This is a genomic window from Micromonospora sp. WMMC250 (assembly GCF_027460215.1).
Classification (GTDB): domain Bacteria; phylum Actinomycetota; class Actinomycetes; order Mycobacteriales; family Micromonosporaceae; genus Micromonospora; species Micromonospora taraxaci.
Map to the genome: position 1 here is coordinate 6,891,943 of NZ_JAPZBJ010000002.1, position 14,301 is coordinate 6,906,243.

A 14,301-nucleotide genomic window follows, 5' to 3' on the forward strand; every position below is an offset into this window, starting at 1 on the left:
TTCCTGGGACCAGGCAGCCGTCGGCGTTGGGGGCAGAGGGTGGGCAGGCTCGCGTCGGCGTACGGGCAGGCGGTCAACTCCCACCGGGCGGCCCGAGCGCATCTGGACAACGCCCGCAACGCGCTCGGCACGGCACCGGCCGCCGTCGGGTCGACCGGCGTCGACGACCTGGTGACCCGACTCGCCCGTCTCGGCGGCACCCTCGCCAATCCCGCTCCGGGTGTCACGCCGCTGACCGACGAGCCGGCCGCGGTGCGGATCGGCGCGGCGTCCACTCCGGACGGTGACTTCCCGGTGCTGGTTCCCCTCGGCGGCGGTCACCACCTGGCCGTCGACACCGACGCCCGGTCCCCGCTGGTCGCCGGGTTGCTGCGGGCGTTGGTGCTGCGACTGGTCGCCACCGCACCACCTGGTCAGGTCCGGGTCGCCGGCATCGACACGGCCGCGTTGGGCGCCAGCTTCGGCCCGCTGCGCCCCCTGCTCGATGCCGGGGTGCTCGACCCGCCGGCCACCAGTGAGGCGGAGGTGACCGCGCTGCTCGACGCCGCCGAGCAGCACGCCCGGGCCGCGCAGCACGGTCAGCCCACCGCCCGGCACCTCCTGGTGGTGGTCGCCACCGCAGCGCCGCCGCCGCGCGAGCTGGCCCGGCTCGCCGCCCTCACCCACGCCGGCCCGGCCGCCGCCGTCTGCGTCCTGCTCACCGGCCACCCGTCCCGGGTGCCCGGCGAGACCGCACCGCCGCTGGGCGGCACCACGGCGGTCCGCCTCGACCAGGGGTACGCGCACGTCGGCGACCCACCCGGCGTCCCGTTCAGCGCCGACGGCAGTGGGCTCGCCGCACCTGTGCTGCTCGACGGTGACCCGCCGCCCGCCTCGGTACGCGCGCTCGCCGAGCACCTCGGGGCCGCCACCCGACGCGCCGACGCGTTGCCGTTCACCGACCTGCTGCCCGAGCGGCGGTGGGCCGAGTCCGCCGGCAACGGTCTGCGGACGGTGATCGGCCGGGTCGGCACCGCCCCGCTGACGCTCGCCTTCGACGACGCCACCCCGCACTGGCTGGTCGGTGGGCGCACCGGCGCGGGCAAGACCGTCTTCCTCCTCGACGTCCTCTACGGGCTGGCGGCCCGCTACTCGCCGGCCGAGTTGCAGCTCTACCTGCTCGACTTCAAGGAGGGCGTGAGCTTCACCGAGTTCGTGCCCACCGGCCGGGACCCGTCCTGGCTGCCGCACGCCCGAGCCGTCGGCATCGAATCCGACCGCGAGTACGGCCTCGCCGTCCTGCGCGAGCTGCGCCGGGAGGCGCAACGCCGGGCCGCTGCGCTCAAGCGGCACGGCGTCACCAAGCTCGCCGACCTGCCCCGGGACAATCCGCTGCCCCGCATCGTGGCGGTCGTCGACGAGTTCCACGTGCTGTTGGCCGGCAACGACGCGCTGGCCCGCGAATCCGTGGACCTGTTGGAGGAGTTGGCCCGCAAGGGCCGCTCGTACGGCATCCACCTGGTGCTGGCCAGCCAGAGCATGACCGGCATCGAGGCCCTCTACGGCCGGGCCGAGGCGATCTTCGGGCAGTTCGCGTTGCGGGTGGCGTTGCCCGGCGGGGGTGGGGTGCTCGACCAGCTCAACGACGCCGCAGCGGCCCTGCCGATCGGCTCCGCGGTGGTCAACACCGCCGCCGGGGCGGTCGGCGCCGACACCGTGCTGCGGTTCCCCGACGCGCACGCCGCCGCCGCGGACCTCGCCGCGTTGCGCCACGAGCTGTGGCAGGCCCGCCCGCCGGGTTCGCGGGCACCGGCGGTCTTCAAGGGGTACGAGGCCGCGCGGGTCGAGAACGATCCGACCTTCGCCGGGTTGCGTCCCGGTGGCCGGCGTCCGATGGCCCTGGTCGGTCGTACCGTCGACGTGCACGGCACCACAGCCCTGTTCCTGATGGACGCAACCCCCGGTCGACACCTCGCCGTGGTGGGCACCGCGCCGACCGGAGCGGACGTGCTGCGCGCGGCGACGGTGAGCCTGGCCCGCCAGCACGCTCCCGGTGACGCCCGGTTCCAGGTTGCCTCCCTGGTCACCGCCGCCGACCCGGTCGCCGACGACACCGAGGCGGTCCTGCGGGCGGCCGGTCACCAGGTGTCGCGTCTCGACGCGGCCGGGCTGCGCGACCGGATCGCCGCGTTGGCCGCCGAGCCCGACGGTCGCGAGTACCTGGTGGTGTTCGGCATGGACGCCGCCGCGTCGGTTCTCGGGGCCACCGACCCGGGCACGTTCCGCTCCGGCCTGGACGACCTGCGCGTACTCCTGCGTCAGGGCCCCGGGCACGGGGTGCACCTGCTCGGCTGGTGGCGCGGGCTGCGTCGCCTCGCTGACGACCTCGGCGGCACCCAGAACCGCGACGACATCGCCTGCCTGGTCGCCCTCAACGTGCCCGGCGCCGAGTTGGCGCTGCACCTCGGGACGCACGACCTAGCCCACACGCCCCGCGCCGACCGGGCGCTGCTGATCGACCGGCACGACCAGCGCACCCGGCTGATCGTCCCGTTCGCCGGCGAGGGGCACGAACCGGACGGGGAGCGGTGACGGTGTCCTTCGAGGAGTACGCGGCGCTGGCCCGACAGCTCTCCGAGCAGCGCCGCGCCGGCGAACAGCACGCCGCCACCGAGGCCGCACGCCGTCGTGACCTGCACGCCGCCGTCGACTACCTTCAGCAGCGGCTGACCGCCCAGGGCCACCGTCTCGACCAGCTCGGCCGCGCGATCGGCATCGACCAACCGCCACCCGGCCCACCGTCGGGCGCCGGGTCGGCCCCGCCCGCACCCGCCCCAGCGTCGAGCGCCGGGTCGGCCCCGTCCACCCCACCCGGAACCGGGGACGGGCGAGACGCCGGCGTAGCCGGCGCGCCGGGGCGGCCGGGGGTCGGGGCGTACCCCGAGTTGCCGGCGGGGGAGGCGCGGCTGGCGTTGCCGACGGCGGTGAGCCCGGCGGGCGCCGGGGTGCCGACGCAGCGTGCGGCGGCGGTCGACCCGACCGTCGAGTTGGAGCTGGCCCGGCGGATGGCCGACGAGGCCGACCGGCACGGGCAGCAGGCGGAGGTGCTGGCCCAGCGACCGGCGCTCCTGCCGACGTGGTCACCGTTGGCGCGGGCGGTCGCCGTCTACGCCGGGTGCGGCGCTGCCGCCGGGGTGCTGGTGCTGGTCCTGGTGCTCGCCTCCGGGGTCGGTCTGGTCGACGGGTTCACGCTCGGCGCGTGGATCTGCGCGGGGTTGCCGGCGGTGGCGTTCTTCGGTGGGTACCTGGTTCTGGGCCGGTGGGGGAGACCCGCGATGGTCGCCGGGACCCCGCCGCGATATCTGCCGCTGGGATTCCTGATTTGTTTTCTGCTGGTGCCGGCGGCCTACTGCGCCTATCTGCTGCTGGTACGCGGCCTGCGCTGAACCCGGCCGCGTTTCTCGACAATACGCGCCGCGTTCGAGTCAGCTAATTGACTCGAACGCGGCAGTTCTTCGGGTGTGCCCGATGGTGGGATAGTGTCCCGTCAGCCGGTCGAGGATCACACCAATGAATGAATGTGTGAATCATTCGTATCGGGTCGACAACACGTCCGTCCCGGCAGTGTGAGGTTCGTGGAGGTGGTTCGGTGTTCCGTCGGACTGGAACTGAAGCTGAAGCGAATAGGCTGCGGTTGGCGCTCGCCGGGTTGATCGCCCTCGCGCTGATCGTGTCGGTCGGTTACATCGTCTGGCGAATCGTCGTGCCGGAGGAGCAGCGCGTTCCGGACGGTTGCGAGGGAATCGTCGCCGTCACGAAGGAGTGTCTCGGCCCGGTCACCGACGCATCCAGGCTCGATGGCAGCATTCGTGACGTCGCCGGGAAGATCCTCGCCATGAACCGGGACGTCGCAGGCCAGCGCCGGTACGTCCGGGTGGCGCTGCTGACGCCGTTGAGCGTCGCCCCGCCACCCGCCGAGTCGGCGATGTCCCTCAATCAAATCAGGTTCAGCCTGCAGGGCGCGTACGTAGCCCTGCGGCGGGTCAACGACTCGGCGGCCTTCGGTGACAAGAACGCCCCCGCCGTGCAACTGCTCCTGGTCAACCAGGGCAGCGGTCAGCCGTTCGAGACGTCACTTGTGGAGCGGATCGTGGCGCTGGGCGATGCCGATCATCCGTTGGTGGCCGTCGTGGGCCTCGGCTCCAGCAAGCCGGGCACCGAACAGATGGCTGAGGCGCTGTCGGCGCGGGGCATCCCGATGGTCGGGGCCGTCACCTCCGCGACCACGCTCACCGCGGCCAGATTCTCCACGTTCCACAGTGTGTCCCCCAGTAACAGGGACTACGCGAACGCGATGAAGGACCTCCTGGACAAGAATGCCCGCACGCTCCCCCGTAACGGCATCATCGTGCGCGATGCCAACAACGACCCCTATTCGCAGACGTTGGCGGAAACCTACAACGACGTGTTGAAGGATTACATCAAATTCTCCCCGCAGAACTTCCGTGGCAACACGGAACGCAACCCGGGTGTAGCGCGTGCCTTTGACGGCATCGTCAGGAGCCTGTGCACTGCGGTTAACAACAAGACGAAGAACCTCCAGATGGTGTTCTTCGCCGGCCGGGTCGCCGACTTTCCGAGCTTCGCCGAGATGTTGAAGGAACGGACCTGCGACGACGAGCCGCTGACCGTCATGGTCGGCGCCACCGGCTTTCAGCTCTCCCCGCAGCAGGAGACCCTGCTCGACGAGGCCAATGTGTCGGTCATCTGGGTCTCCTCGGCGGATGCGCCGGCCTGGATCGAGAAGAAGAGCGGCACGCCGCCAGGTTTCGCGGACTTCCTCAAGGTCTACCGCGACGAGGCGAAATACCCGGCCGACACGCTGAACGACGGTTACGCACCGATGTACCACGACGCGGTCGCGAGCGCCGTGCGAGCGATCCGCATGGCCGCGGAGCACGTCGACATCCCCACGGCCGACGGAGTGCAGACCCAGTTCGGCAACGTCACACTCTCCTACGAGGTCATCGGAGCGACCGGCACCCTGTCGTTCGGCGACAGGGCGGACATCGACGGTCGGGCCACCGGCAAGGCCGTGATGTACCGCCAGATCGGCAGCAAGGGTCCCCGACTGCCGGCCGATACGCAGCCCTACATCACTGGGTGACGCCGGGGCCCTCGCCAGCATCGGGCACCAGCCAGTGTCGGCTGCGCGGGTCCTCGTAGGCGTCGACCCACTCGTTGGGTCGCCAAAGCCGTACCCTGCGCATCCCGAACCGCGGCTGGAACCCGAGCATGGTCAGCGCCAACCCCAGCTCCGCCGCCGCCAGCACGACCATCGCGGCGCCGACGACCGGGCTCAGCACCCCGGGTTCTCGGGCCAGGTCCCACCCGACCGCGACGAGCGCCGCGACCGAGAGCACCGCCAGCATCGCACCGGTCACCCGTTCGGCCCGGTGCCGGTCGATCCGCTGCGCCCGGAACGCCGGGACGACGGCCGAAGCGGACTGGTGACGCCAGTCCGCTTCGAGGCTCGCCCAACGGGCCGGGTCGGTGGCCTTCGCCGCGAGGAAGCGGTTGATGTCCGGCGCGGTCAGCCCGATCTCCTGAGCCCAGCACAGCAGGGTCACCAGGTTCGACTGTCGGTCCAGTCCGCGCCGGAACGGGTACACCTGCTGCCGCAGGAGCGCGGTGGCGAACCTCGGGTGCGCGGCCGGTTGGCGCTGCAACGCCGCGAAACACGCCGGGTCGGTGGCGAGCCGGAGCAGTCGGTCGACCAGCGCCACGAGCGACTGGTCGTCGGCGGCGGCACCCTCGGCGGTACGCAGACACCGCCACAACGGTTCGACGAACCGCGGATCGTCGGGTACGACGGCGACCAGCCGGACCACCATGGAACGGCTGACCGAACTCTCGCCCAGCCGTTCCACGAGCATCGTGACCACGTCGAGCAGCGTCTCGTGGGTGCCCCCGAGCGCGTCCGCCGCGTCCGCACCGCCCGCGACCTTCGTCAGCCAGGTGAACGCCTGTTCGCGGGCGGCGTCGCGGATCGCCGCGCGGGGGGACGCCGTGGCGCTCAGGACCGCCGCCAGGGCGGGGAGCATCACCGCCGCCGCCGGGTCTCGCAGTGGTTCGGCCATCCGATCGAGTACGGCGAACCCGACCGGGTTGAGGCAGTCAGCCCCGGCCAGGCAGGCGCAGGCGAGCACCGGGTCGATCTCGGCCAGTTCCCCGATGAAGTCGGTGACGACCGACTGGTCCGCGACGGCCGTGTAGAAGAGCACCACCCGACGCCACTCGCGATCCATCACCCGCTCACGCAGCAGTCGCAGGCCGTCGTCGCCCTGGCGGAGCAGTTCGGAGGAGACCAGGTGCTCCTGCAACGAGCGGTGCACGAACTCGTACTGCCCGTCGGCGACCCGGCTGAGCAGCCCGGACCGGTTGATGATCTCGTCGACGAACTCGCCGGCCCGGCCGTCGAGGGTCTGCCGGAGCCGTTCGCCGGTCGCCGACACGAAGTCGACCAGCGCCAGCCGGCTGAACGGCCCGAACCCCTGCGGGCCGAGTGCCGCCCGCAGCGCGAACTCCCGCAGAACCCGCAGCTTGTCGGCCTGGTCGAACTCGTTCACACCGGTGGTGACGGCGTCGGCCCGAAAACTGTGCCGGCCGAGCATCTCGTCGATCATCTCGTCGTACAGCCGGGCGGTGGAGTGCGCGATGGCGGGGAACTTCCGGCCCGCGTACAGGCCCACCGACATCGAGAGGACCAGCGGGTTGCGGTGCAGGCCCAACGTGCCCGAGGAGCGGAGCTGCTGCATGAACCGCTGTGGCCCGTCGACCTCCGGGAACCGGTCCGGGAAGGCCCGCAGGTAGGCGAGTATCTCGGTGTCCCGCAGCGGCGCCAGCGCGTAGCTGCGGTGCGCTCCGAACCGCTCCGCCTGCCAGTCCTCGGCGATCCGCAGAAACGTGAGCCGCCGACAGGTGATGACGATCCGGGCGTTGGCGGTCGGCAGCTCCGGTGAATGGTCGTCGAGGAACCGGTACACCTCGTCCCGCACTGCCGCGTACGCCGTCGGCGTCACCTCGTCCAGTCCGTCGAGCAACACGACGCAACGCCGCTGCTGCAACACCTGGGCGAGGAACTGGTCGGCCTCCTCCCTGGTCAGCGCGAGCCCTTTCTGTGACCGCAGCATGGCGAGGATGTAGTCGGTGAGCGCCCCGGGTTGCACGACGCCACGCAGCAGCCGCACCGGCACCAGGAACGGCACCTCCCGGTCCCGACCCGTTCCACTGCGACCGTCGACACCGCCCAGCGCCGCGATCCCGAAGGCCTTGAGCGTCGTCGTCTTGCCGGACCCGGCGTCACCGAGGAGCACGACGTGCCCGCCCCGGTCGGCGATCCGCTCGGCGGCGTCGGCGGCGCGGTCCGGCTGCCCGTCCTCGGTGACGAACAGCGGCACCAGGGTCCGTTCGAGCCGTAGTGTCTCCGGTGCCGCCAGGTACGGGTTGTACACCCGGTACTCCTCGACGAACCACCGGCGGTACCGCTCCTCCGGAGCACCACGTCGGAGCTGGCTCATCCGTCGAACCAGCCACCCCGACGCCACCACTGCGGCCGCCGCGGCGCCGATGAGCGCATTCACCGAGTCGATCCAGTCGAGCGCGTTTTTCAGCCACTCCGGCATGTCCACGTACCAATGGTCCGTCATTGCTGTCACGAAGCGTAATGGCATGGTCACGACTCGCCGGGAAGTTGTGCGTTCCCGGGAACCGCCGTCTGGGTCTGCCGCGCACCCCGGCGACCACAGCGTCCACATTGGTGCCGTAATCTCCCGCCCCGGGCGCCGTGGGTGCGCAGTCGTTCGGGAACGCGAGATGCACGCCTCGACGTCTCGGCGAACGGCAGGTCGAAAGATTGGGCAGGACAGTGCAGGGACAAGCGTCCACCACCGTCGAGGTGGAATCCGCGCGGGACAGTGCGACAGCCGGGGCGGCCACGCCGCGAGCCGATCAGGAGTCGGGGCTGACCGTCGTCGCGGCGTCGCAGCAGGCCGGTCCCGGGGCGGTGCTCGCGGGGTTCGGGCTGATCGCCGCCGGAGCTGTCGCCGCCTGGGCGATCTGGCGTAGCGGCATCTCCGCCGCGAAGATCCAGCCGGAGGACTCCACGGCTGTCTTCCTCACTCTCCTGGTGTTCGCCGCGGCAGTCGAGCGGATCCTGGAACCGTTCTCACGCTGGCTGCCCGGACGCGCCGCCGAGGCCGCGTTGGCACGAACGGTGGCCGAGGCGGACGCCCGGCCCGACGGCCCGACCGACGCCGACCGCCAGGCGGTCGCCACGGCCACGGCGTCTGCGGCCCGGGCGAAGGCGAACCGCACGATCGTCGCGTGGGGCCTGGCGAGTGGGCTGGCCACCGTGGCGTCCAGCGCCGGCGGGTTCTACATCCTGCACGCGGTCGCCGGCGGTGACTGGAACGGGGTGGCGATCTGGATCGACGCCATCGTGACCGGCGTGATGGTCGGCAGCGGCACCAAGCCACTGCACGACCTGATCAACCGAGTGCAGAACGGCCCGCCCCCAGCGGCCTGATCAGTGCGGTTGCGTCGACGTCGGGGTGTCCGGGGGATCCCCCGACGTCGGCGATGTCGTCGATCATCCCGACGGCTCGCTGTGGTAACTGAGGCGGCCGGTGTCGCCGAACTCCTGCTCGGTCTCGGACAGACCGAAGACGCGGCAGGCGCAGCCCTCGCCGGGTTGCTTCGCTGACGCTTCGGCGTAGTACCAGACCTGGCCCACCTGGGCAGTGAACGTGCGAGTGGTTCGCGGCGGCATCTCGATCGCCCGGTGTGGCCGGCACTCGGAGTCGAAGAGCCAGAGCACGTACGGCTCACTGAACGTCGAAACAGTGCCCCGTACCGGGTCTCCCCACCGGTCCGCCGGGATGTCCCGCAGGAACAGCGCCGACGCCTGCTCGCCCTTAAGCTGCACGACGCAGTCCCGGCTGACCTGGCCCTGCGGAGACGATGCCGGTGTGGGCGTGGGCCTGTCGCGTGAGCCCCAACCGTCTCCGGTCACCTGTGGAATCGTGAGCAGGAGGGCCAGCAGCAGCGCGAGACCACCACCCAACCCGACGGCGAAAGCCAACCGACGTCGGCCGGGCGGTGTGCTGGGTCTACCCGCAGATGACACGTCGCTGCCCCCATCCCGCGCCGGCCTTCAGCCGGTGCCGAGCTGCGATTTTAGGACGCTTCCCGCCCTGGCGTCGCCCCGTGAGTCCCGTCCCGATCCGCCGTGCTCCCGGTTTTCCTCTCATTCCCCATGCCGCTCCGCGACCTGCATCGAGGTGCCGGTGTTCTGCGCCGAGGCGCTCCGAGCCGACGCGTCGACGGCCTGCGTGGCGGCAGCGAGAAGCTCGTCGCGTTCGCTGTCGGTGAGACCTTCGTCCTCAAGGAGTCCGAGCAGCAGCACCGTCCGGGCAACGACCGCCGCCGCGCTGTCGGGCACCGGTTGGCGCTCGCCGAGTGCCGCCCAGACCAGCGCCTCGGCCACCACCGGATCGACGTCGTGCCCGCCGGCGTCGTAGCGTTCCCGCGCGGACGCCACGAACCGGATCACCGGCGCCCGATCCTGTCCCGCGACGAACCGACGCCGTACCGCCACCAGCAGCGCCCCGGCGAGCAGATCGCCGTACCGGCGCCAGTCCCGCTCGGTAAACCGCCGTAACCGCCGTTCGTGGCCGCGCAGCCGCCCGGCCAGCAGGCCTCGTAGCGCCGCGTGCGGATCGTTCACCATCGTCGCCCTCTGATCATTGTGCGTGCCCTCCGCCGTCGATGTCTCCTGGCCACCAGGGCGCTCGCCGCGTGACAGCCGCAGGAGATGTGCTCGGCGCGGACCCTGTCGATGTCGGCGTCGCGGGTGTCGCCTCCGGCGTCGCCGGCGCTGCGGTAGTCGCTTGTGGTGCTGTCCGCCCGCTGGGCGTCGCCGTTGGTTGCGGTGTCACCGCTGCGTCCCGGCGGTGCCGCCAGCACACCGATCAACGCCGCCACCGACTGGTCGATCCGGCGGCCGCCGACCGCGAGCCGGGCACCGACCAGGTCCAACCGGGTGATGGCCGCCGCGAACTGCCGGGCCGCGACCGCGTCCGCCACGATTCGGGTACGCCGAAGCTGGTCCTCGGCCGCAGCCAAGCGCCACCGGACACGGGCGGCCAACGCGACGGCCCGATCCGCGTCGACGTGAGCAGACCGCAGGCCGGCGAGCAGGTCCCCGACCGAGCTTCCCGGCGATTGCCTGCTCGCGGCCAGGCCGGTGTAGACCAAACTCAACGCTCGCCAGCACTCCGTGACGGCGTCCTGCCAGGGCAACCGTCGGCCGAGCGGCCCCGCTCCGTGCAGGTGCGCGCCGGCCCGGTCGGCGGCGGAGATCGTGGCCAACCAGGCGTCACGCAGGTCGTCCACGGTGTCGGTGCTCATTCGCCCGCCTCGGCGCTGGACTTCACCAGGAGAGCGAAACGCACATCCATACAGGGGTAGTCGACTCCGCACTCGCAGAGCCAGCGACGCACCACGCGCGGCGGATGAGCGAACAGGACATCGTCGGCGTCTTCGACGTCCTGCGCGGAGACGAGGCGAGGCCGTCGTTCGGGTGCGGCTGCTGGTTCGGGTGCGGCTGCTGGTTCGGTGGGGGATTCGTCGGGTCGATCGGGCATCGGAGGCTCCCGTCGGGTCGTACTCCTTGCTCTTCCTGGCATCGCTGGGTGCTGCTGGCATGGCGTGGGGTGGCGTGCGGGCGCACCCGGCACGCCCGGCCGGCAGGGGGACCGACCGACCGGACGCTCTCTGCGCGGTGGGAACAACCAGCTCCGGTTTGCAGACCTGGGAGCCAGCCAGTTCGAACTTTACACAACTAGTCACAGATAGCAAGCATGACAACACGTTACTTGTCACGAGTAGTAGCGCGTGATCAAATGACGGGGCAGACCTGGGAGTCCATATGCCCGTCAAACCGAAGTGGGAGCGCCTCGCGGATCACATCCGGGGCCAAATCGAGTCAGGAGAGCTTGCGCCGGGGGACCAGTTGCCGTCCACCGTGCAGCTCAAGACTCAGCACGGTGTTTCGACGACCGTCGTTCGGCAGGCCATCCTGGTCCTTCAGACGCAGGGTTGGGTGCAGGGCGTTCATGGTCTCGGCGTGTTCGTCGCCGAACGCTGACCGCTGAGCGAGCCCGAAACTGGGGCGTCCACTCCAGATCTTGGACAGTTTCCGTTCAGCGCGAGAACTGTCATGTCCCGGGAGGTGTGTCAATGGCATGTCCCGGGAGGTGTGTCATGGGGTGGGGGTGAGTCGGGTGTACTTGCTGTCGCTGGTGGTGGTGTGGCCGATGGGGGTGCCGTCGGGGGCGTAGACGGTGATGTGGTGGTGGTCGCGGATGGCGGTGAGGGTGTGGCCGCGCCAGGCGCAGCCGATGCCGATGCGAGCGTGAGCAACGCGGATGGTGCCGGTGTCGGAGACGCGGGGTCGGTGGATGGTGGCGTCGGTTTGGATGGGTAGGGCTTGAGGGCTGCCGTGGTGTGTGGCGGTGTGCCAGGTGTGGTGGGGGGTTGCCCGGGCGGGTAGGGCGCTGTGGCGGCGGTGGTTGTAGTAGTCGCGGTAGGTGTTGAGTAGGTGTTGCAGCTGCGTCAGGGTGCGGGGTTGGTGGGGTTGAGCGGCGAGCCATTTTTTGAGGGTCTGGTGGTGGCGTTCGACCTTCCCGCAGGTCTGTGGGTGGTAAGGGCTGGAGTGGATCAGGCGGGTGCCGTGGTGGTGCAGGGTTTGGGCGAAGCGTGATGGTCCGGCGTTGTCGTGCCGGTGTCGGCTGGTGAATGCCGCTCCGTTGTCGGACAGGACGATCGCGGGTGCGCCGTGGTCAGTGACCGCCTGGTTGATGGCGGTGATAGCGGCGGTAGCGGTTTCGGCGAGGGCGGCGTGGCAGGCCACCAGCATGCGGGTGCAGTCGTCCAGGACGTCGAACACCGCGACGAGACGGCCGTTGGCGAGCGCGACCATCGTCGCGTCGATCTGGTAGCAGTCGCGGGGGCGGGCGTAGGCGAACCGGCGCCAGGAACACCGCGGCTTCTTGGCGGGATTGCGCTGCAGCAGGTCGTGGCGGGACAGCACCCGGTTGATCGTGGACCGTGACGGCACCGACCAGCCAGGGCGGATCTCGGCGTGCACGCGCATCAGTTCGTCATGGATGTGGTCCGCGCCGTTGTCGACGCCCAACTCGGCGCGCAGCTTGCAGATCCAGGCATCCAACTCCGGCGGCGTCTGGCCCGGGCTGTGATGCGGCCGGCTCGATCGAGGCCGCCACACACCCTCGGCCTCGACCCGTGCCCGATGTCGGTAGAACGTACGCGGATTAACCCCGTTCTCCCGGCACCACTGCTGAACATTACCGATCTTCACCCCTGCCGCCAGCAGGGCATCCAACGCGCTCATGACCTGACGCCGAGTCGCCATGCCCAGCAATCAAACCGCCCTACACACCCCCACCCAACCCGCTGATCTTGTGACACGCCTACCGGGACATGAACTGCGACAGAGGTCATGGGACTGAAGAGTTCACGCGTAACGGAAACTGTCCAAGATCTACCCTCTGTTGCGCCCAGTCGACGTCTCGTGCACCACTTCCGGCATCGAGATGACGATTGAGCGAGCGGACGGTCGCGCTCGGTGCGCGTATCTCGTACGCTCCCAGGTGGTCTCCGCCGGTGCGGTGGTGGAGGCGATGGTCGACCACGGGGAGGTGCGCGTGAGCGCAGCACAGATCATCGCGAGGTTGGCGGCGGCGTCGCAGAAGCTGGACGAGGCGAAGGCCAAGACCGCAGCGGCGGCACAGGACGCAGCCGAGGCGCGGGCACTCGTCGCCGGTGCCCTGGAAGGTGTGGCTGCGGGTCCGCTGGTCGGCATGATCGACGCGTACCGCCAGGCGCTGGCGCAGGCGTCCCAGGGTGGCGACCCGGCCAAGCAGCATGTCCAGGAGACGATCGCCAAGGTCCGAGCGCTGGGAAACTGACAGCGGGTGGTGGCAGCGCAACCCGCCAACCACCCGCAGCGGCGAGACCTGTCATCAGAGCCGCGGCACCTCAGCCAGCCCAGAATCCTCCGAACCGCGGAGAGGGTGCTCGTGCTCGCCGAGACGCTGATGCTCAAGACCGCGCACTACCCAGGAGGCGGCGGGAACGGGTGAGCGCCGAGGCAGTCGGTTTCTGGGCGTCGGCTGGCGGAGCTGCTTGGGCAACGGTCTCCGAGTTTATGCCAGTGCTGCCCAAGGCGGTCGCTGGAACGCTCTTGGCCGCAGCGGCGACAGTCAGCGCCGGCAAGTCGTGGTTGAAGAGGCGTCGAGAGAGGAATCAAGATGAAGATCAATAGCTCAGCCGAAGCCGCGATGCGGACCACGATCCACGCCGCAGTGCAGCGCGATTTCGCGAAACTCGATGACCGCCTGCGGGTCCTCAAGGACGACGACACGGCGGCCGCAACCGTCGAGCTTGCCCTTGCCCTTGTCGGGTTTCTCATGGTCGACATCCATCAGGGCCGACCAAGCGACGACCAGATTTCAGCCGTAGCTGAGGAGGTTGCCGAAGCGGAATCCTGGGCGCAGCCAACTAGCCGCGAGGTGGCGGACTTCCTGACGAGGCTCATGAGGGGTGAGCCGTTCACAGCGGCAGTGCCCAGTGAGAACGTCATTATCCTGGCCTTCGTTGTCGCCGCGAACCTGCTCTCCTCGTGTCGCCGAGACGATGAAAAATGGTGGGACTACCTCGACCGGGTAGAGGCATTGATGGAGGCAGCAGGGTGACGGGTGTGCCCGATTCCGCTGTCCGGGACGGCGGTGAGCTGGACGGCTTCCGCATCAGCTTCGTTCCGGCGAGCGCTGGTGAGCTGGTGTCGGACTTCGTTTCCGAGTGGGAGGACGTCACTGTCTCCACGCGGGTCTGGGAGCGCCAGGTCGAGGACGGCCACCGAGTCGACCTGCGAGTGCACGTGCTCCGGGGCGATCGGCTGGGCACCCTCGCCGAGTTACACGCCTTCCTGGCCGAGTACCACGAGCGCGATCCTGCTCACGGGGAGTTCACCGAGTTTCAGCACGGCGAGGATCCCGGCCTCATCAGCGCCGCCGAAGCGTTCTGGCTGGCCGCGCCAGGGGTGGCAGTCGACGTGCTATTCGATCCAGAGCGGTTGAATGTGGACGCTCTGCGGCCGACTGCGCTGGGAATTACCGCAGCCGCGGCAGGTTCCGCCAGCCCGTGGGAGTCGAAGGATCCACTCGTCCAGTAAGTCGT

General features: G+C 70.2%; 14 protein-coding genes. 8 read left to right on the top strand and 6 right to left on the bottom strand.

Going from position 1 to position 14,301, the window contains the following annotated elements; genetic code table 11:
• Window positions 1–39: 39 nt before the first annotated feature.
• The 3 genes from O3438_RS31400 to O3438_RS31410 all read left to right on the top strand — a co-directional run bounded on the left by O3438_RS31400 (window position 40) and on the right by O3438_RS31410 (window position 5,146).
• A complete protein-coding gene (locus O3438_RS31400; protein WP_269683122.1) occupies window positions 40–2,571 on the top strand; it encodes an FtsK/SpoIIIE domain-containing protein in 2,532 nt (843 codons plus the stop codon).
• 2 nt (window positions 2,572–2,573) lie between these two features.
• The gene (locus O3438_RS31405; protein WP_269683123.1) at window positions 2,574–3,425 is read left to right on the top strand and encodes a hypothetical protein; all 852 of its coding nucleotides are present in this window, start codon (window positions 2,574–2,576) and stop codon (window positions 3,423–3,425) included.
• Window positions 3,426–3,628: 203 nt separating this feature from the next.
• A complete protein-coding gene (locus tag O3438_RS31410; protein WP_269683124.1) occupies window positions 3,629–5,146 on the top strand; it encodes a hypothetical protein in 1,518 nt (505 codons plus the stop codon).
• Here the strand turns inward: O3438_RS31410 and O3438_RS31415 are convergent.
• Window positions 5,136–7,664 (bottom strand): NACHT domain-containing protein, encoded by a 2,529-nt coding sequence (locus O3438_RS31415; protein ID WP_269683822.1) that lies wholly within the window; start codon window positions 7,662–7,664, stop codon window positions 5,136–5,138. The two genes, O3438_RS31410 and O3438_RS31415, sit on opposite strands and share 11 nt — an antisense overlap.
• 242 nt (window positions 7,665–7,906) lie before the next feature.
• Here O3438_RS31415 and O3438_RS31420 point away from each other — a divergent pair, with 242 nt between their 5' ends.
• Window positions 7,907–8,566: a hypothetical protein gene (locus tag O3438_RS31420; protein WP_269683125.1), complete on the top strand. Its 660-nt coding sequence runs from the start codon at window positions 7,907–7,909 to the stop codon at window positions 8,564–8,566.
• 63 nt (window positions 8,567–8,629) lie between these two features.
• Here the strand turns inward: O3438_RS31420 and O3438_RS31425 are convergent, their stop codons facing one another.
• The 4 genes from O3438_RS31425 to O3438_RS31440 form a co-directional block, all read right to left on the bottom strand.
• The gene (locus O3438_RS31425) at window positions 8,630–9,121 is read right to left on the bottom strand and encodes a hypothetical protein (protein WP_269683126.1); all 492 of its coding nucleotides are present in this window, start codon (window positions 9,119–9,121) and stop codon (window positions 8,630–8,632) included.
• A gap of 165 nt (window positions 9,122–9,286) precedes the next feature.
• The gene (locus O3438_RS31430; protein WP_269683127.1) at window positions 9,287–9,766 is read right to left on the bottom strand and encodes a hypothetical protein; all 480 of its coding nucleotides are present in this window, start codon (window positions 9,764–9,766) and stop codon (window positions 9,287–9,289) included.
• Window positions 9,763–10,449: a hypothetical protein gene (locus tag O3438_RS31435; protein WP_269683128.1), complete on the bottom strand. Its 687-nt coding sequence runs from the start codon at window positions 10,447–10,449 to the stop codon at window positions 9,763–9,765. Before O3438_RS31435 ends, O3438_RS31430 begins: the two co-directional genes overlap by 4 nt.
• On the bottom strand, window positions 10,446–10,685 hold the full coding sequence (locus tag O3438_RS31440) for a hypothetical protein (RefSeq protein ID WP_269683129.1): 240 nt from the start codon (window positions 10,683–10,685) through the stop codon (window positions 10,446–10,448). Before O3438_RS31440 ends, O3438_RS31435 begins: the two co-directional genes overlap by 4 nt.
• Before the next feature lie 284 nt (window positions 10,686–10,969).
• Between O3438_RS31440 and O3438_RS31445 the strand changes: the two genes are divergently transcribed.
• A complete protein-coding gene (locus O3438_RS31445) occupies window positions 10,970–11,188 on the top strand; it encodes a winged helix-turn-helix domain-containing protein (protein WP_269683130.1) in 219 nt (72 codons plus the stop codon).
• Window positions 11,189–11,302: 114 nt separating this feature from the next.
• Here the strand turns inward: O3438_RS31445 and O3438_RS31450 are convergent, their stop codons facing one another.
• On the bottom strand, window positions 11,303–12,454 hold the full coding sequence (locus tag O3438_RS31450; protein ID WP_269678512.1) for a DDE-type integrase/transposase/recombinase: 1,152 nt from the start codon (window positions 12,452–12,454) through the stop codon (window positions 11,303–11,305).
• A gap of 313 nt (window positions 12,455–12,767) precedes the next feature.
• Between O3438_RS31450 and O3438_RS31455 the strand changes: the two genes are divergently transcribed.
• The 3 genes from O3438_RS31455 (at window position 12,768) to O3438_RS31465 (ending at window position 14,296) form a co-directional block, all read left to right on the top strand.
• Entirely contained in the window at window positions 12,768–13,031 is a 264-nt protein-coding gene (locus tag O3438_RS31455; protein WP_088949318.1) for a DUF6244 family protein, read from the top strand.
• 342 nt (window positions 13,032–13,373) lie between these two features.
• On the top strand, window positions 13,374–13,817 hold the full coding sequence (locus O3438_RS31460) for a hypothetical protein (RefSeq protein WP_269683131.1): 444 nt from the start codon (window positions 13,374–13,376) through the stop codon (window positions 13,815–13,817).
• Between the two features lie 5 nt (window positions 13,818–13,822).
• Window positions 13,823–14,296, top strand: coding sequence for a hypothetical protein (locus O3438_RS31465; protein ID WP_269683132.1), 474 nt, complete (start codon window positions 13,823–13,825; stop codon window positions 14,294–14,296).
• The last annotated feature ends 5 nt before the right edge of the window (window positions 14,297–14,301 follow it).

Coding starts and splice junctions, on each gene's coding strand:
- O3438_RS31415 (WP_269683822.1), bottom strand. CDS start 7,664: ATGCCGGAGTGGCTGAAAAACGCGCTCGACTGGATCGACTCGGTGAAT.
- O3438_RS31435 (WP_269683128.1), bottom strand. CDS start 10,449: ATGAGCACCGACACCGTGGACGACCTGCGTGACGCCTGGTTGGCCACG.
- O3438_RS31440 (WP_269683129.1), bottom strand. CDS start 10,685: ATGCCCGATCGACCCGACGAATCCCCCACCGAACCAGCAGCCGCACCC.
- O3438_RS31445 (WP_269683130.1), top strand. CDS start 10,970: ATGCCCGTCAAACCGAAGTGGGAGCGCCTCGCGGATCACATCCGGGGC.
- O3438_RS31450 (WP_269678512.1), bottom strand. CDS start 12,454: ATGAGCGCGTTGGATGCCCTGCTGGCGGCAGGGGTGAAGATCGGTAAT.
- O3438_RS31460 (WP_269683131.1), top strand. CDS start 13,374: ATGAAGATCAATAGCTCAGCCGAAGCCGCGATGCGGACCACGATCCAC.